Source organism: Actinotignum vesiculae, assembly GCF_051267215.1.
Taxonomy (GTDB): Bacteria; Actinomycetota; Actinomycetes; order Actinomycetales; family Actinomycetaceae; genus Actinotignum; species Actinotignum schaalii.
The window spans coordinates 70,883-95,837 of the sequence record NZ_JBOZGG010000007.1 but is presented as its reverse complement, the minus strand read 5'-3'; the positions used below and the strand labels follow the sequence as shown (position 1 = coordinate 95,837).

20 protein-coding genes and 1 pseudogene are annotated in these 24,955 nt (G+C 61.3%); 9 read left to right on the top strand and 12 right to left on the bottom strand.

The window, feature by feature from the left end; translation table 11 throughout:
- Window positions 1-216: 216 nt before the first annotated feature.
- The gene (locus tag ACRQHG_RS05325) at window positions 217-375 is read right to left on the bottom strand and encodes a hypothetical protein (protein ID WP_016442087.1); all 159 of its coding nucleotides are present in this window, start codon (window positions 373-375) and stop codon (window positions 217-219) included.
- Between the two features lie 56 nt (window positions 376-431).
- Complete coding sequence (locus ACRQHG_RS05320; protein ID WP_435713191.1) at window positions 432-1,364, bottom strand: class E sortase; 933 nt, start codon at window positions 1,362-1,364, stop codon at window positions 432-434.
- Between the two features lie 256 nt (window positions 1,365-1,620).
- Here ACRQHG_RS05320 and ACRQHG_RS05315 point away from each other — a divergent pair, with 256 nt between their 5' ends.
- Complete coding sequence (locus tag ACRQHG_RS05315; RefSeq protein WP_435713192.1) at window positions 1,621-1,998, top strand: cell division protein CrgA; 378 nt, start codon at window positions 1,621-1,623, stop codon at window positions 1,996-1,998.
- A gap of 3 nt (window positions 1,999-2,001) precedes the next feature.
- Window positions 2,002-3,141: a 6-phosphofructokinase gene (locus ACRQHG_RS05310; RefSeq protein WP_026428940.1), complete on the top strand. Its 1,140-nt coding sequence runs from the start codon at window positions 2,002-2,004 to the stop codon at window positions 3,139-3,141.
- 145 nt (window positions 3,142-3,286) lie between these two features.
- Here ACRQHG_RS05310 and ACRQHG_RS05305 read toward each other — a convergent pair whose 3' ends face one another.
- From ACRQHG_RS05305 to ACRQHG_RS05290, 4 genes are all read right to left on the bottom strand, one after another.
- Window positions 3,287-5,452 carry a CAP domain-containing protein gene (locus ACRQHG_RS05305; RefSeq protein ID WP_435719691.1) on the bottom strand — a complete coding sequence of 722 codons (2,166 nt, stop codon included), beginning with the start codon at window positions 5,450-5,452 and terminating at the stop codon, window positions 3,287-3,289.
- Between the two features lie 309 nt (window positions 5,453-5,761).
- Window positions 5,762-6,430 carry a rhomboid family intramembrane serine protease gene (locus tag ACRQHG_RS05300; protein ID WP_435713194.1) on the bottom strand — a complete coding sequence of 223 codons (669 nt, stop codon included), beginning with the start codon at window positions 6,428-6,430 and terminating at the stop codon, window positions 5,762-5,764.
- A 266-nt stretch (window positions 6,431-6,696) separates the two neighbouring features.
- On the bottom strand, window positions 6,697-8,208 hold the full coding sequence (locus ACRQHG_RS05295; RefSeq protein WP_435713195.1) for an ATP-binding protein: 1,512 nt from the start codon (window positions 8,206-8,208) through the stop codon (window positions 6,697-6,699).
- A gap of 206 nt (window positions 8,209-8,414) precedes the next feature.
- A complete protein-coding gene (locus ACRQHG_RS05290; protein ID WP_435713196.1) occupies window positions 8,415-8,936 on the bottom strand; it encodes a peptidylprolyl isomerase in 522 nt (173 codons plus the stop codon).
- A gap of 144 nt (window positions 8,937-9,080) precedes the next feature.
- Here ACRQHG_RS05290 and ACRQHG_RS05285 point away from each other — a divergent pair, with 144 nt between their 5' ends.
- On the top strand, window positions 9,081-10,028 hold the full coding sequence (locus ACRQHG_RS05285; protein WP_435713197.1) for a hypothetical protein: 948 nt from the start codon (window positions 9,081-9,083) through the stop codon (window positions 10,026-10,028).
- Between the two features lie 185 nt (window positions 10,029-10,213).
- On the opposite strand, the gene ACRQHG_RS05280 is transcribed toward ACRQHG_RS05285, so the two are convergent.
- Window positions 10,214-11,257 (bottom strand): LLM class flavin-dependent oxidoreductase, encoded by a 1,044-nt coding sequence (locus ACRQHG_RS05280; RefSeq protein WP_435719689.1) that lies wholly within the window; start codon window positions 11,255-11,257, stop codon window positions 10,214-10,216.
- Window positions 11,258-11,359: 102 nt separating this feature from the next.
- Window positions 11,360-11,902, bottom strand: a complete 543-nt coding sequence (locus ACRQHG_RS05275) for a VIT1/CCC1 transporter family protein (protein ID WP_435719688.1) — start codon at window positions 11,900-11,902, stop codon at window positions 11,360-11,362.
- A 304-nt stretch (window positions 11,903-12,206) separates the two neighbouring features.
- On the opposite strand from ACRQHG_RS05275, the gene ACRQHG_RS05270 reads away from it, so the two are divergent.
- The gene (locus ACRQHG_RS05270; protein WP_435719687.1) at window positions 12,207-12,923 is read left to right on the top strand and encodes an NADPH-dependent F420 reductase; all 717 of its coding nucleotides are present in this window, start codon (window positions 12,207-12,209) and stop codon (window positions 12,921-12,923) included.
- A 67-nt stretch (window positions 12,924-12,990) separates the two neighbouring features.
- Here ACRQHG_RS05270 and ACRQHG_RS05265 read toward each other — a convergent pair whose 3' ends face one another.
- From ACRQHG_RS05265 to ACRQHG_RS05255, 3 genes and pseudogenes are all read right to left on the bottom strand, one after another.
- On the bottom strand, window positions 12,991-14,211 hold the full coding sequence (locus tag ACRQHG_RS05265; protein WP_435719685.1) for a hypothetical protein: 1,221 nt from the start codon (window positions 14,209-14,211) through the stop codon (window positions 12,991-12,993).
- Between the two features lie 78 nt (window positions 14,212-14,289).
- Window positions 14,290-15,147 (bottom strand): substrate-binding domain-containing protein, encoded by an 858-nt coding sequence (locus ACRQHG_RS05260; protein ID WP_435719698.1) that lies wholly within the window; start codon window positions 15,145-15,147, stop codon window positions 14,290-14,292.
- 54 nt (window positions 15,148-15,201) lie between these two features.
- Window positions 15,202-15,312, bottom strand: a pseudogene (locus ACRQHG_RS05255) (LacI family DNA-binding transcriptional regulator); the annotation flags it as partial.
- A gap of 280 nt (window positions 15,313-15,592) precedes the next feature.
- On the opposite strand from ACRQHG_RS05255, the gene ACRQHG_RS05250 reads away from it, so the two are divergent.
- From ACRQHG_RS05250 to ACRQHG_RS05230, 5 genes are all read left to right on the top strand, one after another.
- Window positions 15,593-16,882 carry an extracellular solute-binding protein gene (locus ACRQHG_RS05250; RefSeq protein WP_435719683.1) on the top strand — a complete coding sequence of 430 codons (1,290 nt, stop codon included), beginning with the start codon at window positions 15,593-15,595 and terminating at the stop codon, window positions 16,880-16,882.
- The gene (locus ACRQHG_RS05245; RefSeq protein WP_435719682.1) at window positions 16,879-17,778 is read left to right on the top strand and encodes a carbohydrate ABC transporter permease; all 900 of its coding nucleotides are present in this window, start codon (window positions 16,879-16,881) and stop codon (window positions 17,776-17,778) included. The genes ACRQHG_RS05250 and ACRQHG_RS05245 overlap by 4 nt, the downstream gene beginning before the upstream one ends.
- A gap of 3 nt (window positions 17,779-17,781) precedes the next feature.
- Window positions 17,782-18,624 carry a carbohydrate ABC transporter permease gene (locus ACRQHG_RS05240; RefSeq protein WP_435719681.1) on the top strand — a complete coding sequence of 281 codons (843 nt, stop codon included), beginning with the start codon at window positions 17,782-17,784 and terminating at the stop codon, window positions 18,622-18,624.
- Between the two features lie 6 nt (window positions 18,625-18,630).
- On the top strand, window positions 18,631-20,991 hold the full coding sequence (locus ACRQHG_RS05235) for a glycoside hydrolase family 3 N-terminal domain-containing protein (RefSeq protein WP_435719680.1): 2,361 nt from the start codon (window positions 18,631-18,633) through the stop codon (window positions 20,989-20,991).
- A gap of 148 nt (window positions 20,992-21,139) precedes the next feature.
- A complete protein-coding gene (locus ACRQHG_RS05230) occupies window positions 21,140-23,350 on the top strand; it encodes a glycoside hydrolase family 3 C-terminal domain-containing protein (RefSeq protein ID WP_435719679.1) in 2,211 nt (736 codons plus the stop codon).
- A 156-nt stretch (window positions 23,351-23,506) separates the two neighbouring features.
- On the opposite strand, the gene ACRQHG_RS05225 is transcribed toward ACRQHG_RS05230, so the two are convergent.
- Window positions 23,507-24,844: an MFS transporter gene (locus tag ACRQHG_RS05225; protein ID WP_284901162.1), complete on the bottom strand. Its 1,338-nt coding sequence runs from the start codon at window positions 24,842-24,844 to the stop codon at window positions 23,507-23,509.
- Window positions 24,845-24,955: the final 111 nt, after the last annotated feature.

Below are 24,955 nucleotides of genomic sequence, written 5' to 3'. Positions count from 1 at the left end.
GTTTTATTGTCAGGGATGTACATTCTGCACCCCTAACGGTCCAGAATGCACGGTTTGTTCCCTCCTTAGGCCGCCGGCTCGGCCCGGAAAAGAAAGTGGTACTCCAGAACAGAAAACCGGCCGTTGGTTGTAGCTCCAGTACCACTTTGTTTCCAGGGGTGGTCCGACGCCGAGTTGAGCCGCCTTAGCACCGACTTGGAGCCAGACTCGCGCGGGCTACTGGCTGATGGTGGTGTCCTGCGGGCGGAACACGGTATTCACCCAGGGGAAGACCCACTCGAACAGCGCGAAAACAATCGCGGCGATGATGATGAGGGCCTCGATGACCTTCAGCCACGTCGGGCCGGGCAAGTGCCGCCAAATAAATCCGTACATTACGTGCTCCGTTTCTCTGCTCTTGACGAGAAAGATTCTTGATGGGCGCCGGCCGCCTACTTCACCAGCTCCGCCGGGGCGCCCTCGGCGGCGTCGACCCAATGATCGAGAGTGGCGTAGGTGATCCAGCGGTCGCTGGACACAAAGGGCGGATGGCAGGTGGTGATGGTGAGGATGCGCTGCGTGGGTGCCTCTTCCGGATGATTCGGCACCGGGGCCAGCACGCCGACCTGCGTGGGCGGCACCACCTCGTGTTCGCCCACCTTGTACACGTAGTAGGCGTTCTTGGTTTGCACGATGATCGGGTCGCCGGGCTGAAGCTCGGGCACATCGCGCATGGCCGCGCCGTAGGTCTGCCGGTGCGCGGTAATCGCGTAATTGCCGACCTCACCCACGTACTGGGTATCCGGGTAATGCCCGAAACTGCCGGTATCCACCACGGCTTCCAGGTCCACGCCGTATTTGACGGTGTAACGCCAGTCGGCGCCGAAGCGCGGGATGTAAATAATGCCTTCCAGGTCCCCGGTGCGATTCACGTGGTCCGCGGCCGGCGGGGCATCCGTGCGCGGGGTCCCCACCTTGCTGGCCCCCCGCGGATCGCCCCACTGCTTATTGACGTTCTCGATCTGCTGGGCCTGATCGCGGTTCGCGCCCAGGTCAGTCCAGTAGACCTGCCACACAATAAAGAGGCCCACCACGATTCCCGCGGTAATGAGCAGCTCGCCAATCACGCCGATAATCGCGTTGAGGATGCCGCCGCGGCGCCGCGCGGGCGCGGCCGGCCGGGTTGCGGTGAGAGTGGCGGTGGCGGCCTGCGCGGGAAGCTGCGCCGTCGTACCAACACCGGTTGCACCTGCACCGGGCGTCCCGGCACCGGCGGTAGCCGGACGGTAGCGCCCCACAGCTTCGTGCCGCGGAGCGCGAGCAGCGTTTCCTTCCGCCGCACGCCGCCCCGCACGACGCCCTCGTTCGGGCTGCTGTTCGCGCATAGTATCACCTTCCACTGCCACCGGATTCGTACTAGAAACAGAATAGTGGTTCCGGCTCGAAAAATGCGGTGAGATAACTCCCCTCATTTTTTACGACGACGCCGCCCCGCGCCCGCGCGCCACTCGCGAGCGCCCGCGCACATGGCCACGCGCCGGCTTTTGTGAAAAAATACCAGAGGAATCGGGCGATATGGTGCGCCACCGGGCGCGCTACTTCGTTAGGCTTAGGGGCGGAAGGATCCGCGGAAGGTAGAACATGACAGATCAACAGTACGACGAACCCGAACTTTCGGAAGCCGCCGGCAGCGCTGCCCCGGCTCGGAAGTCGCGCAAGAGCGCTGCGCCCTCGGCGAAGAATGTGCGCCGCCCCGGCACCAAGCGCGATATTGAGGCGCAGGCCAGCCGGGAAAAGGAAGCAGCCAAGCGCTCCCACAAGGTCGCGCAGAAGGATCGCCGCTCGCCGAGCTGGTGGGCGCCGGTGATGTGCACGCTCATGATTATCGGGCTCATCGTGGTGGTGCTGGCCTACGTGACCGGCGGCCGTTTCCCCATTCCGGGGTGGAATAACGGAAATCTTTTCCTCGGCTTCGGGTTCATGATCGTGGGCTTCCTCATGACAATGGGGTGGAAGTAGCCGATGGGGAAAGCAGTGAAACGGGTCGGTATCCTCACTGCCGGCGGTGACGCCCCCGGGCTCAATGCCGCCATCCGCGGTTTCGGAAAAGCCGCGATGGGTAAATACGGCATGGAGCTGGTGGGATACCGCAACGGTATTACCGGGCTCGTCAATAACCGCTATATGCCGCTGGATTCGGATTCCCTGGCCGGGATTTTGACGCAGGGCGGCACCATGCTGGGGACTTCGCGCGATAAGGTCCATAAGTTCCCGGACGGCAACGGCGGGTACGTGGATATGATCCCGCAGATCGCCCAGAACCTCGAAGATGAGCATATTGACGCGCTGGTGTGCATCGGCGGGGGCGGGACCGCGAAGAACGCGAACCGGCTGGCGCAGGCCGGGCTTCCCGTGATCCACCTGCCCAAGACCATCGATAACGACATTATGCACACGGACACCAGCTTCGGTTTTTCGACGGCGCTGTCCATCGCCACCGATGCTATCGACCGGCTTCATTCCACCGCCCACTCTCATCACCGCATTATCGTGGTGGAGCTTATGGGGCATCGCGCCGGGTGGCTGACGCTGGGCGCCGGGATTGCCGGGGGTGCCGATATTATTCTCATCCCGGAGATTCCGTATTCGATTGAGTCGTGCGCGGCGTCGATTCGGCGGCGGGCGGAAAACGGGCGGCCTTTCTCCGTGGTGGCCGTGGCCGAAGGCGCGCATTCGATTCCGGTGGCCGCGCAGCTGGCCGCCGCGAATGACCTGGTGCGCCACGCCCCCACCCCGGAGGCGAAGGAGGCGGCGAAGAGCCACCGGCGTTCCATTGAGGAAAACGAGCGCGAATCGACTTTCCTGGTGGCGCAGCAACTGGAGGAAGCCACCGGGCTGGAAGCGCGCGTGACGATCCTCGGCTACGTGCAGCGCGGGGGGATTCCCGACGCCGCCGACCGGCTGCTGGGAACCGTGCTGGGAAGTGCGGCTGCCGATGTGGTGGCGCACGGGAAATCCGGCGTGATGATCGCCTCCCAGAACGGGCAGGCGGTGCCGGTGCCGCTGGAGGACGTAGCCGGGAAGGACAAGCTGGTCCCGGTGGATCACCCCTGGGTGGCCGCGGCGCGCGCCGTCGGCACCAGCCTGGGTGAGGCGCTTTAGGAATACTACGTACGAATGAAGGGGGCGGCCGCGCCGATTGGCGGGCCGCCCCCTTTTTGTGTTTGCGGTTAGTTGGTGTACTCAGCGCAGGCCGGCGTGGGTAGCACCGGCGGGCGCAGACCCGGCCGGCACCACGCGGGCGAACTTAGCGCCGCACCGCCGGGGTATCGGTTCCGTTGCCGTCCCAATCACCCACGTACAGTTCGTCGCTCACGCGCCCGTAGCTGAGAACGGAATCGGCGTTCCCGGCACCCAGCGAGTTCTTGACGTAGATGGTGTTGCCGCGGCGCACCGCGAAGGTATCGCGGCCATCGCCGTCGAAATCACCCAGGATGGTGGCATCGCCAGCACGCCCGTAGGCGAATACATGGTCCGCGATTCCCGAGGCAATGTGGTTCTTCACGAAGTAGGTGCTCCCGCGGCGCACGGCGAAAGTATCGATGCCATCGCCGTTGAAATCGCCGGCGTACACGGTGTCTCCGTAGCGGCCGTAGTTAATAACCTGATCCGCGTTCCCGCTGTGGAGGGAATTGAGGACGTAGAAGGTGTTGCCTCGCCGCACCGCGAAGGTATCGCGGCCATCGCCGTCGAAATCACCCACGAGGATCTCATCGCCCACGCGCCCGTAGCTGAAGGCAATATCGGCGGCGCCGCCGTCCACGGAGTTCTTCACGTAGATCATGTTCCCGCGGCGCACCGCGAAGGTATCCGTGCCATCCCCGTTCCAGTCACCGACGAGCACCTCATCGCGCGCCCGGCCGTAGGAGAATACCGAGGAAGCCTGCGTGGATGTCCAGTCATTCGATACGTAGAAGACGTTGCCGGTATCGGCCGGACGCACCGGAACCGGGGTACTGGTTTGGTTCACCCGCTCCTGAGCGCGCAGTACCTCAGCTTCGGCCTTGGCGAGCTTGGTGATGAGATCACCGGCCTCGGCAAGTTTGGCATCAACTTCCTTGAAACGCGCCACGGCCTTTTCCCAGGCCTTCTTGGTTTCCGGGAGATTCTTCTTTGCCTTGACCGCGCCATCATATTCGGGCTTCACAACAACATGGACGAGGCGAGCAGTTTCAAGTTGAGAACGAGCGGCATCGAGCTTGGCCCGCGCGGCCGGGTCTTCCTTGCCGGCGTTCGCGCGCTGGAAAGCGTCCTGCGCTTCCACCACCGCGCGGCGCGCCTCCGGGGTCCCGTGGGTCATATTTTCCCGGGCGCTACCGATGTATCCGTCCAGGCGAGCCAGGTACTCCGCGGTGGTGTATCCGGGCAGGTAGCTCTGGCTAAACCGATCCCCACGCCCGAAAGTATTGCCAAAGAAGTACGTGGGATGCGCATCGTAATCCGCGATGGCGAAGCCGGTCACCACATATTCCGACTGAATAATATTGAGGTAGTGCCCAATCTTCGGATAATCGCGCACGCCCCGGTCATACTCCGCTTTCTCCTGGTCATACCACATGGTGAAGGGATCCCCGCTGCGGCTGGGCATGGCGGCGATATTCTCGCCGTAATTGAAACCACCCACGTGATCGAAGAAGCCACCGTGCACATTCACATTGGCATTGACCTGGGCGCGAGCCATAAGAGCGGAGGAGATCTTGAGCGGGGCGAGCCCGTGGCGCGCCCGCAGTTCATTGAGCTTATTCACGCGCTGAATCGAGTCGCGCATGAGGTCCAGATTAGTGGCATCCCCGGGCTGTCCAAAACGGGTGTATTGCGGAATCGGAACATCGTTGATGGTATCCGTTTCAGAAAACACTTCGACCGCAGCAGTATCGCCCATGGCCTCGAAGAATCCGAGCGATCCGCGGTTCCAGCGGTTCTGGGCTTCCTTCTTGGAGGCTTCGAGGGCAGCATTCGCGCTATCCATCTGCCGTTGCGCCGCGGCCACGGCCGCCGGATCAGGCTGGGTAGCTGCATCGTATTCTGCCTGGGCCTGGTCAAATGCACGCTGCGCTGCCGCTAGTTTGGCAACGGCGTCATCGTATTTCTTCTTGATCTCATCATAGTTTTCGACCGCAAGCTTTTCTGGGACATAGCGCGCTTCCCAGGTGCTGCGCTCCATCTCAGCCTTGGCCCATTCCTGCGCGAGCTCGCGCGCTTCGGCCACGTCAATTCCCTTGGCTTCCAATTCGGCGACGACCGCATCGCGATCTTGAATCGCTTTCGCCAGGCAAGCCCGCAGCTGGTCCGGTGACATCATCCCCGCATTGCAGACCAACCGGGCTGGCTCATTCGGGGTGGCGGCCGGCAGGGCATGGACTGCCAGCGGGGCGAGAAGCGTTCCCGCCAACATGAGTGCTGTTGTGCGCATATATGTCTCCTTCGATCAGCGCTATGCTCCCAGGTAATTTTCAGAATATATGCATACACATTCAAAAATAAGTGACCCTGCGCACTGTCGCGAAGTCGCGGGGCACGGTCAGCACACCGCCCGGCCCACTCGCCGGAGCGCGCTTACGCCCAGGCCAGCACAGCCCGGCGCACACACCCAGCTAAGCGGCCCGTTATCCCCAACCGGGGATAACCCTGTGGATAATTACATCGATGTTATTTGGGTGCGGATTGCGAAGTGGCGGCGTCGTCGTAAAAAGAAAGAACGACGGCGCAGCTTGGCGTGCCCCTACCGGTACCCGAAGAAAATCGCGGCCACCAGGAATGCCGCACCGAGCAGCAAGACCGCAATATCGCGGGCGGTGAGCGCGCGGGAGACGTGGCGCCTGCGCGAAATCACGGCCATGAGCAGCGCGCCCATGAGGAGTCCGCCCACGTGGGACTGCCACGAAATATTGGTGCCGGGCAGGAAACTGATCGCGAGGTTGATGGCGATGACCACGGCCATTTGGGTGAAGCTGCCGCCGAAACGCCGCAGCACCACGAACATCGCCGCGAAAATGCCGAAGACGGCGCCGGATGCGCCGACGGTGCCGGTGTAGTAGTCGATGTCGGTGGAGACGGTGTAGAGGACCATGACGTTGCCGGCCACCGCGCTGAGCAGGTACAACCCTAGGAAACGCCACCAGCCGATCATGCGCTCGAGCACCGAACCGATCAGCCACAGCGCATACATATTGAAAAGCAGATGCGTGAAGCCGGCGTGCATGAACGTGGAGGAGATGAAGCGGTAGGGCTCCTCGTGGGCGATGCCGGGGGCGAAAATGAGGATTTGCCCCACGCGCGCGTCGAGCCATTGGGCCAGCAAAACCGCCACGTTAACCACGATCAGCGTGATGGTGACATAGGGGACGGGTTTGCGGATCTGAAGACGGCGCTTCTTGGGAACGTTGTGCACTTTCGGCCTCTCTGCGCGGTCATCCCGCTCGACAACTCTGAATCAAGCGTACCGGACGGCGCGCGGGTGTGACCGGGTGGACGGGACCGGATAGAGGCGGAACCGGGTAGGGGCGGAACCGGATAGAGGCGAGGCCGGGTGGAACCGGGCGCACCCCGCGAGCTCTCAACTTAACACTCAACTCAACACTCATGTATGTGAGTGTTAAGTTGAGTGTTGGGATGAGTGTTGAGTGAGTGTTCCGGTGGAGAGGGCCGCGAGCGCACCTAAGCACCAGGTCGAGCGAGGCGGTAACGCTGCTTTGGACTTGTCTTAGGCTCGGTGCGCTGCACCTGCCCCTCGGTCACCAGGGTATTGAGCACGGCTCGGGTTCCGCCCAGGCTAATCCCGGCAGCGCCCGCGAGTTCGCGGCTGGTAGCGCTGGCGTGGGTGCGCAGATAATCGAGAACGCGCTCACGTGAGGACGTTCCCGCCGCGGCGCCCTGCTCCGCGGGGGTCATGCGGCGGCGCTCGAAGGTGAGGCTGAAACTATCCAACCGGTCGACGGGCCGCGCCGGCGGAAGCATTTCCCGCTCCAGCTGAGTCATGATTTCCTGGTAGCCACTCCCCCGGTTTTCCGCCACAAAACCGCCCTCCTCGAAAGGCGTGGATTCCAGCAGCCGCGCCAGAAATTGATTGCGTGTGGAGGACAGCCCGGTTGTGCCCAGGGAATCGATGGTGACCGTGCCGAATAGCCCGCCCGGATTGATCACTTCCAAACGATCCGCGTAAAGGTTCAACTGCACCTGGGTGCCGCGCGCCACCGGCGAATAATCGCGATGCATAAGCGCATTCGTGAGCGCCTCACGCACCGCAACGAGCGGATAATCCACCAGGTCATGCCGGAAAGCACCGCGCACCACGCCACCCACCCGCATATTTTTTGCGACGACGCCGACACCGTCGGCCACCAGGGCGGGAATGGGACCCGCCAGCGTCCCCGAGTCCAGATGCCGCTGCCCGGAAAGCGACGAAGCTTTGGTTGATCCCGGGTACACCGCGTAGGTGACCGTGAGGCGGGGGAAGAACTCCTGGGGATACGTGCCTAAGCAGAGCAGGCCAGCCAGGGTGGGATGGCGCTGCCCGTCCGGGCCGGTGCCGATAATGCGCAGTTGTTCCATCGCGGTTTCGTCCGGGAGTTTCCCGAAAATGCGCGGGTGGTTGAGGCGTTCGCGTTCCAGGACCGCGTGGAGGAGATCCGGGTCCAGGGAATCGAGACCGGCTTCTTCCACCAGGTCGGTATCCCAATGCGGCTGCGTTTTATTTTCCAGGAGGCGATCAATTTCGTAGGCGGAAAGTTTGCGGTCTCCATCGCCGGTGCGGATATAGGATCCGCCGTACACATTGCGGGCGGTGACATAACAGGGTTTATCGCGCGGCTGGAGCGGCGGGATCGTGGCCATGACCAGCGTGGTGTCGCCGTCAGCGGTGTCTCCATAGGGAACCATGGCGATATCCGCGCGAACCGGAGGCGTGAGACTATCGCTGCATACCCCCGCGAGCGCATCGTAAATCCGCGCTGCCGGGAACTTAGGAACCGGTGTGAAGCCGCGGGCCTCATCGAGTCCAAGAACAATCAAGCCACCCGAACCATTGCTGAATGCCGAGAGGGTCTCCACGATACTTTTGGGCAAGCCGTGGGCGGCCGCTTTCACTTCAATGTGCTGAGAATCGCGCCCTTGCTGGCGAAAACCCTCAATAAGGCGACCCGTTTCCTCGCTTGTTGTGGGGATGCGCATAGCGCCATCCTACGAGCTCTCAACTTAACACTCAACTCAACACTCATGTATGTGAGTGTTAAGTTGAGTGTTGGGATGAGTGTTGAGTGAGTGTTCCGGTGCGCGGCAGGAAGCACGGCCCGCAGCTCGGCAGGCAGAGCACACAAAAGCGGGGCGGTACCTGGGTACCACCCCGCTCATCACGTATGCGGAATTTTGCGTATCGCTTAGTCGATAACCTCGACGGAGGAAATCACCACGTCATTGAGCGGGCGATCATTCCCGCCGGTGGGAACCGCGGCGATCTTATCCACAACCTTGACGGATTCCTCATCGGCAACCTTCCCGAAGATGGTGTGCTTGCCGAGCAGCCACGGGGTGGGAGCCACGGTGATGAAGAACTGCGAACCGTTGGTGCCCTTGCCGAAGCGGGTCCCGGCATTGGCCATGGCCAGCACGTAGGGGGAGTCAAAGTTGAGGCCGGGAGCGATTTCGTCGTCGAACGTATAACCGGGACCACCGGTGCCGTTACCGAGCGGATCCCCGCCCTGAATCATGAAACCGGAGATCACGCGGTGGAAGATCGTTCCGTTGTACAGCGGATCGGTCGAAGCCTGACCGGTGGCGGGATTGGTCCATTCGCGTTCACCGCGAGCTAGTCCGGTGAAATTAGCGACCGTTTCGGGCGCTTCGTTCGGGAAGAGTTCGACGCGAATATCGCCTTCGCTTGTGTGAAAAATTGCTTCCATGCGCTCAAGTCTCGCACACCTCATGGTTTTATGCCACGCGAAAAGCAAACGTGATTCACGTGACAAATGGGGGGCGAAAAGTGAAACAATAGAGGGGTACTCAATCGCAGGAGAATTCTGTGGTTCAACGGTAGGAGGTCAACGATGGCTTGTGGACGAAGCCGCGCGGACAAGCGGGCCAAGAAAGCGCAGCGGGAGGTTGACGCCATTATGGCGAAGATCGATGAGCTGCGTGGCCAGGCCGAACGCACCGCAAAGAAAGCCCAGCTCAAGGGGAAGCGGAATCAGAAGAAGTGGGAGCACAAGGCGAAGAGCGCCGCTTCTGATTTCCAGGATTACGCGAAGCAGGCCGGCGAACGCCTGAGCGATTACGCCAATCAGGGTTACGAATGGGCGGCACCACGCGCCCAGGAGCTGGCCGAAAAGGCGAAGCCCTACGTGGAACAGGCGAAGGCCGTGGGCAATGATCTTGCGGAGAAGGCCAAGCCCTACGTGGAGCAGGCCCGCGATAATGCTTCGGAGTTCGTGGAGAACGTCCGCAATGATTACCTCCCGCGCGCCCAGCGTGCCCTGCATGCCGCGGCGGAGGCCGCCAAGGGTGAAGGCACCGTGGCCGAACGCGGCCAGAAGATCGCGCGGGTGGCTTCGCGTGAGATTCAGACTCCCGAACCGGTGAAGAAGTCCCGCGGGAAGGGCCGGGTTTTCGGCACCATCGCGCTGGTTGGCGGCCTCGGTGTTGCGGTCTACTACCTGTGGAAGCGCTCGCAGCCCACGGAGGATCCCTGGGCGGAGGCCTACTGGGAGGATGTGGACGGCGTAAAGGCTCCCGCGGAAGATGCGAAAGATTCCGTGCAAGCCGGTGCCGATGAGGTTGCGGAAACTGCGGAAGATGTTGTGAACGACGCCGCAAGCACAGCTGGCGACGTGGCTGATAAGGCCAAGCGTGCTGGCTCCCGGGCTGAGGATGCCGTCAAGGAAGGCGCGCACGAAGCCAAGGATGCGGCCGAGGATGTTGCGGATAAGGCCAAGGAAGCTGCGCAGCACGCCGCTGACCAGGCCAAGGACATCGTCGAAGATATCGCGGAGAAGTAGCGTTTTCAGGGAAGGCTCACACCTCCTGGAGGGCTTACACCTTCGCGAAAACTAGAGCGGCGGTAGCGGCGTAGCCACAGTAGCCGCAGTAGCGAGCGCGGCTCGGGCATAGAACAGCCCGGGCCGCGCTGCTTTATATCTGCTTTATATTCGCAGGTGCTGCAAGTCAGCTACTCCGGACCCCGTTATTCGCCGGCCAGGAGCTCCTTGACCCGCGGGATCACCTCGGTGCCGAAGAGCTCGATGGAGGAAAGGTTCTGCTCGTGGGGCTGCGAGCCGTAGGACACCTTGAGGTCGTAGCGGGTGGCACCCAGTTCGCGCATGCCGGTGGCGATTTTGCGAGCCACCGTTTCCGGTGAACCCACCGCGAGCGCCCCGTTCTTCACCTCGTAGAGGTACGCCTCCCGCGACGGCGGGCGCCAGCCGCGCTCCCGCCCGAGCCGGGAATTCGTTTCCACGTAAAAGTCGAAGAAGTCAGCCACGGCTTCCTCATCGGTGCGAGCAACATAACCGTAAGAGTGGTAGCCGACTTCAGCTGCGCCGTCGTTCCCGAACTGCTCCCAGGCGCGCCGGTACAGATCCGTGAACGGAACAAAACGCGAGGTCGGGCCGCCAATAATGGCGAGCATGAGCGGGAGTTTGTAATGCGCGGCGCGCACCACCGATTCCGGGCTGCCGCCCACGGCGACCCAGGTGGGCAGCGGGCCGTGTTCGAGCGGCGGGTAGAGGGTCACGGCGCTGAGTGCCTGCGTGTGCGGGCCCCCTTTCCAGGTGACCGGTTGGCCGTTGCGGGCGAGCAGCTCGGTGAGCAGGGAGAGTTTTTCGTTGAAGAGATCTTCGTAATCGGCCAGGTCGTAGCCGTATAGCGGGAAGGATTCGGTGAAGGAGCCGCGGCCCACCATGAGTTCGGCGCGGCCGTTGGAGAGGGCGTCCACGGTGGCGAAACGTTCGACCACGCGGACCGGGTCGTCCGAGCTGAGGACGGTGACCGCGGAGGAAAGGCGGATGCGCTGGGTGCGCGCGGCAATCGCGGCGAGGACCACATCGGGGGCGGGGATCGCGTAATCGTCGCGATGATGTTCACCAATATTGAAGATGTCGACGCCGACCTCTTCGGCACGCACCGCTTCGGCCACCACATTGCGCACCACCTGGGCGTGGCTGAGCTTGGTGCCGGAGGGGTCGGCGGTGACGTCGCCAAAAGTATCGATTCCGAAGGTGTAGGTCATATCAGGTCCTTTCGAGGGCCGGGTGAGAGCCGGTGGGCCGGGGGTGCGCTACTGGTCCGAGCTTAGCGATATAACAGACCAGATTCACCCACTGATTGAACTCTACACTACTTGACCGAAGATTGCTCCGATGCCGAAGGTGAGGGCGAGGCCGAGCGTGCCACCCACGGCGGTGCGTATGGTGGGGCGCAGTGGCGGGACCTGGCCGATCCAGGCGGCGATCCAGCCGGTGAGCGCCAGCGCGGCCACGGTGACCACGAAGCAGATCGGGGCGATGGCGCCGAGCGGGGCGAGCAAGCTGGCGGCGAAGGGAACCGCGCCCCCGGCGAGGAAGGAAAAGAAAGAGGAGAAGGCCGCGCCGAAGGGGGAGACGATGTCACGCTCGGCGGGTGGCGTTCCAAGTGCTTCGAAGGTCCGACACACCCCACCAGTCCGCCGCAGCGCATCGAGTTCGGCATCGCGTTGCGAGGAGACAGAAATGTATTCACCCAGGGCCATGGATACCGCTCCGCCAATGAGGGCGGCGAGCCCGGCCAGTAAAATCGCGGTGCTTGAGGCCCGCGCGCCACCCATGGCGATGACCACCGCAGCCACGGAGACGATGCCGTCATTCGCGCCGAGCACGCCAGCCCGGAGCCGATTCATAGCCTCGGCACCTCGCACTCCCGGTATGCCCGGGGCGGTATCGCTGGCATCTGCGCGACACGTGTCGCTATGCTTAAATTCATATGCTTCAATAGCACACTTCTCCATAACAATCCCCTCCGTTAGTTGCGTTGCCATTCCCATTGTTATGCGGGTCGTGCGGAAAAGATAGGAAGGTCAGGCTACGCTCACTTAGATATAATGTGTTTTATTTTCGGGCGGTCTGGGGTGCGTTCCGCTGCCGGTATACGGAGTGCTGCGCGCACCCGGGAATACTTCGCCGCGCGCTTTCCGTTCTTTCTTCATGAACACCACTGCGCAAAATGACCGCGACTTGATTGGCCTGCTGGGCGCGGGCAAGCTCGGCACTGCTATCGGGCGCTTGGCCGCGGAGGCGGGTTTCCCGTTGGCGGTGAGCGTGCGCCCGGGTAATCCGCTCTACGATCTCACCTTGCCGACTTTGCTGCCGACCGCCCGCCTGGTGCCTTTTGGGGAGCTGGCCCGCACCGCGGATATTCTCATCCTGGCGCTGCCGCAGCCTGCGCTTGCTTCGATTGATTTAAGCGGGGTGAGCGGCATTGTTGTTGATGCCACGAATGCCTGGGCGGCGACTGATGGCACACCTGACAACAGCGCCTCGGCTAACGGCGCTTCAGCTACCAGCACCGCACCTGACCAGGCAACCGCGAATACCAACACCACGCCCGCGCAGCACACCACCGCCGTGCTGCAAGCGCGTTATCCGGAGCTGGCTATTGTCAAGAGTCTCAATCATGCGGGGTATACGGAGTTGAGCGCGGAGGCCCGCCCGCATGGGGCGCCGGGGCGGCGCACGGTGGCCGTTGCGGGGAACGACGCCGCCGCGCGTTCCCGGGTGGCCGCTTTTATTGATGCGATTGGTTTTGATCCGGTGGAGCTTAGCTCCGAGCACGCTGCGCTGCTGGAGCCGGGTGGCCTGGCTTTCGGGCAACGCCTGGAGCTGGCCGATTGGCCGGCGAATATCGTGGCAACCCGCCGTTAGGCCCCCGCGAAACCTGCCGCCACGGATACGCCCGAACTCCTCCAGCGAATCCTGGAGCTCAGCGCACCTAGGGGCGCACGCCTACGTTGATGAGAGGCGGGGTGCCGGTAGCTGCGCCGTCGTACACAAGGTAGTAGGTGTAGTTCGCTACGCCATTCTCAACAGCCGGGTTGTCCGCGGAAAAGACGCAGAGGATGTCGGTGGGGCGCGGTTCGATATCGCCTTCGCCGAGCACTTTTCCACTAAAGCGGTCGGTTTCTCTCAGGTACCCGCCGGTGTCTTTCACGTGCCCGCCGCTGACGGTGGTGCTCAGCGGTTCGCGCGCGTTACACCCGCGGAAGACGGGGTGTGCGGCGGCCGAGGCGGTGCGTTGTTCTTCATCCGCGAGGCGCGGATCGCTGGTGAGTTCGGGGAGCAGATCTTCCCATTCCGCGCCTGCCGCGGCGAGGGTTTGCCGGTCGACCTGCGCACGTTCTTCGGTGGGTGCGGTCACGGAATGCCCGCCGTCGAACTGGAAGGATACCTCCCCGGTTTGCACGAATTCGGAGCCGTTCCACACGAAATTCACGGTGGTGGAATGCGGCGGATACGCGCGTTCCATTGCCCGAGTTACGCCGCCGACGGGCGTATAGGACGTGTACGTGATGCGCGCCTGGCCGGCCTCAAATTCCATGGAACTCATGTCGAAGGACCACAGGCCGTCGTGATCTTGGGCGATGTGGGTGCCGCGAATGTTTTCGCCATCATCGTGGGTGCGGTTCCCGATGGAGGAAACGAGCTTGAGGTTCGCGTCGTAAATCCCGATGGCACCGATGGTCGGGTCCCCCACCCCGCAGGACATCGCGACCGCGCGATATTCCACGCCTTCGAGCACCAGCGGCTCGGTGAGGTGAATGGTTCCCGGCTGCATCCCTGTTTCGCGATCCGGAAGAATCTTCCCGTGCGCCACGGTCACGGGCGCGGGCGGGTTGCGTTTGGTGTAACACACATCCGGAAGGATGTACGTGCTGTTGCGCATTTCTTTGTCCGTGGGGCCGGGCACCGGCGCGGGGCTATTTTCCGCCGTGATAGTGGGCGACGACGCCGCACCTGCCGCTCCGCCCGCCTCAGCCGATGCCGATGCGGTAGCCGAAGGGCCAGCCGCCGGGGTTGAAGAAGTTCGCCCATTGAACCACCACCAGAGCCCTCCGGCCACGCCAAGTACAAGCACCAGAAGTGCCGCAATCAGGGACGTGCGGGTGGCACGGCTGCAGGGTTCTTGCCGAATGGGGGCTCCGTTGTCGCTCATGCCATCAGTTTACCGGGCGGCTACGACACGATTTTTGGCGGGAACGGGTGGAACCATTCGTCACGATGGGCTCAGCGGTTACATCGGCTCAGGCATGGGCGCGGTTGTGCCGCGGACGATGAGCTCGGTGGTGAGCTGAAGAGCACCGCCCGTATCGATACCCTTACGAGCATCGGACAGAGTGCGGATGGACAGGGCACCTAGCTGGCGAATGGGTTGACGCACCGTGGTGAGCTGCGGCGATGAGGACCACGCCATGAGAGTGTCATCAAATCCAATAACTGACAGATCCCGCGGAACCCGCAAACCGGTTGCTCGCGCAGCCTCGATTACCCCTAATGCAGACTGATCAGAAGCGGCGAAAACCGCGGTGGGCCACTGTGAGCGGGGTAGGGTAAACAATTGCCGCCCAGCCGTAAATCCTGACTCAAACGTGAACCCTCCTTCAACAATAAGCTTGTCATCCACTGCCACATCGGCAATTTGATACGCGGAGAGATATCCCTGCATCCGGTCTTGGGAGGGGACAGATCGAGGCGGTCCGGAAACGAAAGCAATACGGCGATGGCCGAGGGAGAAAAGATAACCCGTCGCATCCTTGCCGCCACGCCAATTAGTCGCACCCAGTTCACGCACACCTCTGGGAGGAACCTGTGGTGAATCAACGGAGACGATGGGGATATTGAGATCTCCGGCTAGTGATACAAGATTTTCGGAAATCGGTGCGGTTACCAGAACGATTCCTACGTATCCGCGCGATGCGACGAGCCTAAGCCAATCCTCCGACAGTGGTTCTATCGCGCGGGGTGTGGAAGGAGAATCATCTGGAGTCTCATCCAATTGCCACACGGTTAAGCCGAAACCCATATGCTGGCTCTCCACAGCGGCACCGGAAATCACTTCCATGGCGTAAGGAGATTTAAGAGAATCCGACACTAGCGCAATGTGCGGAAATGTGGAGGGACCTCCCTGGGTGGAGCGCAAGTAACCCAATTCCTCCGCAGCTGTTCGCACCGCAAGGCGCGTAGCAACAGAAACATCGGGGCGATCATTCAAGGCCTTGGACACTGTTGCGCGTGACAGCCCTGTTTTCGCGGCCACATCATGAAGTGTCACCCGAGCGCTCTGCACATTACTTTTTGACACCACGCACCTCCTTCCGAAATAGTTTCGCACTTGTGAAGAGTAAAAAGCAAAGATCTGATCCACTCACTCGAATGATTCTTCGGCATTTTCTACACCCCACCCCACAGCTAATGTGAGCCACGTCTCTTGCAATGGACTTTGTTTTCGGTAGAAACTAAATATGTTGATGGTGGATTCGCGAAACAGTTTCGACCAACGAGGGTTGAAAGCAATCCCCGGAACAGGAGTTTCAACGATGAAACGTACTCTTCTCCGTGCAGGGGTCGCCGCTCTGGCAGCCCTTGGACTTGGATTAGGCGCTTGTGGCGGTGCCAAACCTTCCGGAGGTGCCGACGGCGCAAGCGCCTGGGCGCTCACCGGCGGAGCTCAAGAAGTAGTCCGCGCAGCGTTTGATAAGTGGAATTCCGATAATCCTGACCGTCAGATCGCCGTGGAATACATGGGTAACGACGCGTACAAGGAGAAAATTCGCACAGCGGTCAATACTCCCCAGTCCCCCACCTTGGTGTGGAGCTGGGGTGGCGGCACGCTGCGTGATTACGTCAATAACGGCATGGTTGTTGACCTAACGGATTCCACCACCGAACTTCAAAACAAGCTTTTCCCCGCAATCCTCGAAACTGGAAAGGTTGACGGTAAGGTCTACGCGCTCCCCGTCAACCAGGCACAGGGCGTGTACTTCTACCTCAATAAGGAAGTTCTTGACGCTCACGGGCTTTCTGTTCCCCAAACTTGGGACGATCTTCTCACCGCGGTGAAAACTCTCAAGGCTGCCGGTGTCACTCCCATTGCCTTAGCGGGGCAATCGCAATGGCCTTACCTCATGTGGATCCAGTACCTCACTGATCGCATCGGTGGTCCAGAAGTCTTCCAGCGAGTTCTCGATGGTGAACCGGGAGCATGGTCGGATCCGGCAATTCTCAAGGCTCTCGAAATGATTCAGGAGCTCGTTGAGCTCGGCGCTTTCGGTGATGCTTACGGCTCCGTGACAGCGGATGCGGGTGGAGATATCGCCATGGTTCATACCGGTAAGGCCGCCATGGTTTTGCAGGGAGCGTGGGTGTGGACCTCCTTCCATGAAGACAACCCGACATTTGCTTCCTCTGGCAATCTTCTTTATTCCACCTTCCCCACTATCGCTGGCGGAAAGGGAAATCCGAAGAATCTCGTGGGTAACCCCGCAAACTACTGGTCGGTTTCCGCCAAGGGCTCCGAGGATGCGCAGAAGACTGTGACCGACTACCTCAACACCATTAATCTCAATGATGCGTATGTTGATCATCTGCTCGAGATCGGTGCGGTTCCCGGAGTGAAGGGAATTGATGACAAGATCGCCAAGGCAAAGGATTCGGATTACCTATCCTTTATCTACAGCTCGCTCGGAGATGCCGAGCACTTCCAGCTTTCCTGGGATCAAGCACTTCCCTCCGAGCAATCCCAAGCTCTTCTCACGAACCTCAGCCAGGTGTTCCTACTCCAGCTCACCCCGCAGCAGTTCGTTGACAATATGAATGCGACGCTATGAAAGCTGTAGCGCATCGCGCGAAGCGGACCAGCGGCTACGGGCCCTCGCTCTGGCTGCTGGTCCCCGCTCTCGCCTTCTTCGTATTTTTCGCTGTTGTACCGCTGATTGGTGTTTTCGTGCTGTCCTTCACCCAGTGGGATGGCCTTGGAACTCCGCAATTCGTTGGGCTAGATGAGTGGCGCCGCGTTTTGAGCGATCCCGTCACCATGCATTCATTCAAACTGACCATGCTGCTCACGGTCCTCACCTGGCTTATTCAAACTCCCATTAGTTTGCTTCTGGGTGTCTTCATGGCCGGGAAACAGCGGTATCGTGCGGTTCTTGCCGCTATTTATTTCCTTCCGCTTCTGTTCTCATCGGCGGCGGTAGGTATTACCTTCAAAGCCTTGCTTGATCCCAATTTCGGTATTTCAACCTTGGGACTGCCCTTCCTCAAACAGGATTGGCTGGGAGACCCGAATCTCGCGTTCTTCACGGTACTGTTCGTTATCTCGTGGTGCTTTATTCCGCTGCATTCCCTGCTATATCAGGGTGGTGCACGGCAGATTCCCATCCAGTTGTACGAAGCGGCAACGCTCGATGGAGCAGGACCAATACGTCAGTTCTTCACCATCACTCTCCCGCAGTTGAAGTACACGATTGTGACCTCGTCAACCCTTATGATCGTTGGTTCGCTTACGTACTTCGACCTCATCTTCGTGATGACGAACGGCGGACCGGGTCACGCAACGCGTATTTTGCCACTTCATATGTATCTCACGGGATTCCGTTCCTACGAGATGGGTGCGGCCGCGGTTATCGGCGTCATCCTCGTGGTGTTGGGTTTGGCATTTTCCTTGGCGCTGAACAAGCTCAGCGGCGCGGAAAACATGGAATCTCAGATGGAGGGAGTCTAAATTATGCGCGCGACCAAGAAAATGTCGACGCGGCACCGGCCCCGCATCGTTTCCGGATTCTTTGGCTGGCTCTGGCTATTCGTCACGATCATCCCTATTTACTACATCATCGTGACCTCGTTACGCCCACGCGAGGATTACTACAAGGAAGGCGCCTTCGCGCTCCCTAGCGATCCATCCCTGCGCGCCTATAACGAAGTAATTCAGAACGATTTCGGGCTGTACCTCGGTAATTCGCTCTTCGTCACGATTATCACCGTAGCGGTCACCCTTACGATTTGCGTGATGGCGTCTTTCGTTATTATTCGACGGCGCACCCGCGGCATCACCCGAACCTTCCGTTTCTTCCTCCTCGGAATCGCGATTCCGATCCAGGCCACGATCGTTCCGGTGTACCTCATGATTGTCCAGCTCGGACTCTATGACACCCTGTGGGCGCTGATCTTCCCTTCGGTTGGCTTCGCCATTCCTATTACGATCCTCATTTTGACGAACTTCATGCGCGATATTCCGCGTGAACTCTTCGAATCTATGACGGTTGACGGCGCTACCAATATGCAGATCCTGCGCCGGCTAGTTTTACCGATGTCCGCTCCCGCGCTCATCACCGTGGGAATTTACGACGCACTCAACGTGTGGAACGGGTTCCTCTTCCCCTTGATCCTCACGCAATCGAGCGGTAAACGGGTTCTGCCCCTGTCGTTGTGGACCTATCAGGGTGAATTCACGGCGGATGTTCCCGCCATCCTTGCCGCAGTTGTCCTCTCTGTTATCCCCCTTTTCGTCGCCTACGTGATCGGGCGCCGCCAGATGGTTGCCGGCCTTACCGCCGGCTTCGGAAAGTAGCACATCATGAAACCATGGAACGATAAAAGCCTCCCCACTTCCGAACGGGTGGATGCTCTTTTAAGCGAGATGACCCTGGAAGATAAAGCTGGACAGCTCGGTAGTTATTGGGAACGCAAACAAGATGAGGATTCCCTTCTCAACTCGGGCCACCCCGATAATGACATCGAGACGGAAGCCACGGCAACGGCGGCTACCGGGGATGTTGCCCCAATGGAACATGAATTCGCTCAGAACCGTCTGAGCTGGGAAGAAACCGCTCGCTACGGACTTGGCCACCTGTCTCGAATTTACGGCGCAGATCCCATTTCCGTTTCGGACGGTGCCGAGAAAATGGATCGGTTACAACGCGGAGTTATCTCCCGCTCGCGTTTCAATATCCCCGCGATCATTCATGAAGAATGCCTGACGGGTATTACTTGCCTGGGAGCCACCGTTTTCCCCGCTGCTATCGCGTGGGGAGCAACGTGGAATCCCGAACTCATTGAGAAAATGGCGAATGCTATCGGTCAGGATATGCACGCTATCGGAGTGCACCAAGGCTTGTCCCCTCTTCTCGATGTGGTGCGTGACTACCGTTGGGGACGCGTGGAGGAAACCTGCGGAGAAGACCCCTATCTTGTGGGCATGCTCGGTACCGCTTATGTGCGTGGGCTGGAATCCGCCGGCGTCCTCGCAACGCTAAAGCATTTTGCCGGCTACCCTGCCGCCCGTGCGGGGCGCAACCACGCACCGGTATCCATCGGCCCGCGCGAATTTGAAGATATTATTCTTCCCTCCTTCGAGATGGCCGTTCGCGAGGGCAAGGTTTCCAGCGTTATGAACTCCTACTCGGATATCGACGGCGAACCGGCAGCCGCGTCACGGCACCTCCTCACGGATGTTTTGCGCCAGCGCTGGGGCTTCACAGGAACCGTTGTTTCTGACTATTGGTCTGTTAAATTCCTCGAGACTATGCACCGTGTCGCGGAGGATTCTCCGCATGCTGCCGCACTTGCGGTGCGGGCCGGTTTGGATGTTGAGCTTCCGGAAACGGTAGCGTACAACGATCTTCCGGCAGCTGTTCGTGCCGGCCTTCTCAGCGAAGCCGATCTCGATGAATCTGTTCGTCGCGTTGTAACTCAAAAAATTGAGCTGGGTCTACTTGACAAACCCTGGAGCCAGGATCACATTGATAAGGAACGTGATCTCGACTCTCCCCACAACCGTGAGATTGCGCGAGAGATAGCAGATGAATCCATTGTTCTCCTCAAAAACGATGATATTTTGTCGCTCAAACCGTCCCAGAAGGCAGCGATTATTGGACCAACGTGGGCGGAGGTGCGTTCCTTCCTCGGCTGCTACTCCTTCCCCAATCACGTGCTCTCGCGGTACGAGGATCAGGGAACTGGGCTTGATATTCACTCCCTTGAGGAAACTTTGCCCACGATCTTCACTCAGGCTCCTGTTTTCGAGAAGGGAACCGGTTTCCTCGATGGGGACGACGACGCCTTCGACCGTGCGGTGGCGGCAGCCCGCGAGGCAGATATTGCGGTGGTGACACTAGGAGATATTGCGGGACTTTTCGGGGGAGGTACCTCGGGCGAGGGGTGCGACGTCGTCGATTTGTCTCTGCCCGGACGCCAGGGCGAGCTCCTCAATGCAATTCTCGACACCGGAACACCCACCGTTGCAGTACTGGTGACGGGTCGCCCTTACGCACTAGGAGAATACGCTGATCGGTGCGCGGCGATTATCCAGGCTTTTATGCCCGGCGTGGAGGGAGCACAAGCGCTGACCGATGTTCTCTCTGGAAAGACGAACCCCTCGGGCCGACTTCCCATTGCTATCCCGCGCACCAAGGGAGGACAACCCGGCACCTATCTGGCTCCCGCGCTCGGCTGGTTCTCTGACGGAATCTCCAATCTAGACCCCCGCCCGCTCTACCCCTTCGGTTTCGGACTCTCCTATACCTCGTTTGCCTTGAGTAATCCGCAGGTGTCCGCAACGGAAGTCCCGGTTGATGGTGAGCTTACGTACACCGTCTCCGTGAGTAATACCGGTGAGCGGGCGGGTTCACATGTAGTGCAGCTATATGCCACCGATCCCTACGCGGAAGTAGTACGCCCCCTCAAGCAACTTATTGGCTTCACGAAGGTCCACCTTGATGCGGGCGAAACTAAGCAGGTGACGTTCCGGATTCACGCGGATCGATTCTCCTTCACCGGCATTGATATGCAGCGCATTGTGGAGCCGGGAGAGATTCTCCTCTCCGCCGGAAGCTCCTCTGAACAACGCCTCAGCCCGATGCACATCACCCTGGTGGGCGACCGTCGGATTGTGCCGGAAGGCCGGGTGCTGACCACCCCGGTGGAGGTGCATAGCTAAAAAGCTGGCTTCTCCGCGTGGGAAGTCGTAACGGGGGCCTTCCGTTTGGGGAAATCCGGAGGCCCCCGTTTTATCACAAAGAGACCATTACGAATATGGTGGTCATAGATTCCCCACCTCCTTACAACGACGTAGAAAGGCCAACACCATGACAGAGAAAACAGAGAACCTGCAAAACCCACAGCAAACGCCAGAAACCCAACGAATCCAACAAACCCACCACACCTCAGCCCTCCTCACCGGCGGCAAAGACTTTTGGCATACCCACGAGAACGAGTACGGGCATGCGATTATGGTCTCGGATGGCCCGCACGGCCTGCGGGTGCAACCCGGCGAGGGCGATCACCTCGGATCGGGCGCCTCGCTGCCGGCCACCTGCTTCCCACCCGCCGTGGCCCTCGGTTCCACGTGGAACCCGGAAGCGGCGCGCGCCGTGGGAACCGCGATTGCGGAGGAGGCGCGGGCGCAGGGTGTCGGCGTCGTTCTAGGACCCGGAATTAATATCAAACGTGACCCGCGCTGCGGCCGCAACTTCGAGTATTTCAGCGAGGATCCTTTCCTCACCACGTCTATGGCAACGGCCTACGTGAGCGGCGTGCAGAGCCGCGGAGTGGGGACCTCGCTCAAGCATTTCGCCGCGAATAACCAGGAAACGGACCGGATGCGCCGCGATTCTCAGGTGGACGAACGCACCCTGCGCGAAATCTACCTGCGCGCTTTCGAAAAGGTGGTCAAGGAGGCCGCCCCGTGGACGATTATGTGTTCCTACAATTCCCTCAACGGTACGCTCGTTTCCGAAAACCGCTGGCTGCTCACCACGGTACTGCGCGAGGAATGGGGCTATGAGGGCGTGGTTGTGTCCGATTGGGGTGCGGTGCGCGACCGCCGCGCCGCGCTGCGTGCCGGGCTCGACCTGGAAATGCCCGCGCATCGCATCCACGAAAAGGAAATCCTTGCCGCGCTGGAGGCCGGGGAGTTGGAGCCGAGCGCGGTGGAAACCGCGGCCGTGCGCGTGAGTGCGCTGATTGAAAAAGCACCGCGCGAGCGCGGGGAGGATTTCGATGCCGCGGCCCACCACGATCTGGCCCGCAAGGTTGCGGAACAATCTGTGGTTCTGCTCAAGAACGACGGCGCACTTCCTCTGCGCGCCGATGCCAGCATCGCGGTATTCGGGGAATTCGCCCAGCGTCCGCGCTACCAGGGCGCCGGATCGAGCCTGGTGAACCCCACCCGGGTCGCCACGGCCTGGGATGCCATCCAGGCGCTCGCCCCGCAGGCCACCTACGCCCCGCTGGACGAATCGCGCCTGGAGCAGGCCCGCGGGGCTGACGTGTGCCTGGCTTTCCTCGGGCTGGGCGAAGCCGAAGAATCAGAAGGATACGACCGCAGCACAATCAGTATCCCGGCCGCGCAGCTGGAGTTCCTGGAGCGCTTGCTGGAGGTGAATCCGAATGTCGTCGTCGTGCTAACAAACGGGGCGGCCGTGACGATTCCCTTCGCGGATAAAGTTCCCGCCATTCTGGAAACCTGGGTGCTGGGCCAGGCCGGCGGCGAAGCTATCGCCAATATTATTTTCGGGAAGGCGAACCCCTCCGGGAAGCTCACCGAAACGATTCCGCTGCGCCTGGAGGACTGCCCCTCCTACCCGCATTTCCCGGGCGACCGCTCTGGGGTGCGCTACGGCGAAGGGCTTTTTGTGGGGTACCGCGGTTTCGATGCGCGGGCGCTGGACGTGGCTTTCCCCTTCGGGCACGGCCTGAGCTACACCACTTTCGACTATAGCGATCTGAAAGTCGAGGCTACCGGCAATGATATTCGGGTGAGCTTCACCGTGCGCAATACCGGGCCGGTGGCGGGGCGTGAAGTCGCGCAGGTGTACGTGTCGGTGCCCGATTCCCGCGTGGTTCGAGTGCCGCGTGAACTCAAGGGTTTTGCCGGGGTGGAGCTCGCGCCCGGGGAGGCCCGTACTGTTTCCATCACGGTGCGTGCTGCCGATGTGGCCTACTGGTCCGTGGAACACGGCGAATTCCTAGTGGAAAAGGGCACGTACCGGATTTCGGCGGGGGCCTCCAGCCGCGATCTGCCGCTGGTTGCCGAGGTGGAGCTGGCCGGTAACGAGCCGCCGGTTCACCTCACGCTGCTCTCCACAGTCAATGAAACCCTGGCGGTTCCCGGCGGGCGCGCCGTTATCGAGGACTTCGTGCGCGGTTCCTTTGATAGCGGTGACCTTGGTGTGGATATGCTCGCCCTCATGGGCGACGCTCCGCTCAGCGCCATTGCGGGATTCCGCGGCGCTGACCCGGCCGACCTCGAGGCACGCCTCGCGGAGTTGAATGACGGCGGTAACGACGGGCAGTAACGACAGGCAGTAACGACGGCGCCGCCGCTCCCGCGGGGAGCTAAACGCCGGCGCTCACTATTCCTCCCGGACGCTGGGCTGCGGCGGCGCGGGGATGTGCCGCTTATCGCGCTCACCCCGCTCCCCGCGCTCATCGCGCGCGCCCGGTTCGGCTCGCTATTCCCGCGCGCCCCGCGCGCCCTGGCTCAGCGTCCCGCTGAGGAGGAGCACCGTGATGCCGGCGAAAGGCACCACGCACAGGCCGATACGCAGCCCAAACGTATCGGCCACCATCCCCACAATCGGCGGAGACACCAGGAAACCGATGCGCATCAGCCAGGAAATCGCGGTCAGACCCGTGCCCGGCTTGAGGCCGGGAAGTTCATCGGCCTGCTGAATCGCGGCCGGCACCAGCGTGGCCGAGCCAAAACCAGCCACCGCGAAACCGGCAATCGTGCCCAGCACGCTCGGAAACAGCAGCGCCAGCCCCATCCCCGCGGTAATGAGCGCCGCCCCGCCCTGGGCCACGGTGCGCCGCCCGAAGCGATCCACCAGGCCATCGCCCAGCAGCCGCCCCACAAACTGCGAGCCGACCAGCCCCACATACCCCGCGGCGGCCAGCCAGCCCGCGGCGCCGAGCTGCCCCACGTACAGCGTCGCCCAACTCGACCCGGCGTCCTCAATGAGCCCACCCATCGTGGCAATGAGCACCAGCGCACCCAGCATTGCCATGGTGCGGAACGTAAGAGGCCCCGAAGTCCCGGATGGCTCGCTTGATCCGGTGGGCTCGGCTTCTTGCGTATCCGTATTAAGAGCCGACGACGCCGCCACTTCCCCCGCATCGCCTGCCCCGCCACCAACGTGACCTGCGGGAGTGCCGCTTGGCCCGGGGTCTGCGGCGTCGTTCCCGGGTAAACAGAAGCGCCGGGCCACCAGCGCAACCGCGGCCCACAGTATTCCGGACAGCACCATATGCGTGGGCACCGATAATCCGATTCCGATTGCGGCGGCGGACATGAGCCCGCCGCTCATCGCGCCCACGGACCAGGTGGCATGGAAGGTGTTAATAATTGAGCGCCCGTAATGGCGCTGGACCCGCAGGCCGTGCGCGTTTTGGCCGACGTCGGTGGCGGCATCGCAGGCGCCGCCGAGGAACATGCCGGCCGCGAAGAAGATTCCCGTGGGGCCCACGCCCGCCACAATAAGGCCGAGGGCGGTGAGCAGCGTGCCGGCCACCGCCACCGGCGCGGAGCCGAATTTACGGATGAGGGGCGCGGCGAATACACCTGCGATAATGCCGCCGGCCGGGAAGGCCGCGAGCGCGAGGCCGTAGACGGCGTTGTCGAGCTCGTGGATCCGCTTGATTTCGGGGAAGCGCGGCACGATATTGGCGAAAATGGCGCCGTTGGTGAAGAAGAGCGCGCTCACCGCCAGGCGGGCATGGTGCAATTGGGTGGCGGTGTAGTGGCGCGAACTCGGCGGGCGCCGGCGCCGGGAAACGTGCTGCGTTGTCACAACTATCCTTTGCGTGCGGATCTTTATGTATGCGGTGTTAACGCTTCCACCCTACCGAGAAAAGCGGGGCCGCGGGCTCGCTGCAACGTGCCTAACTGCACGGCCGAAAAC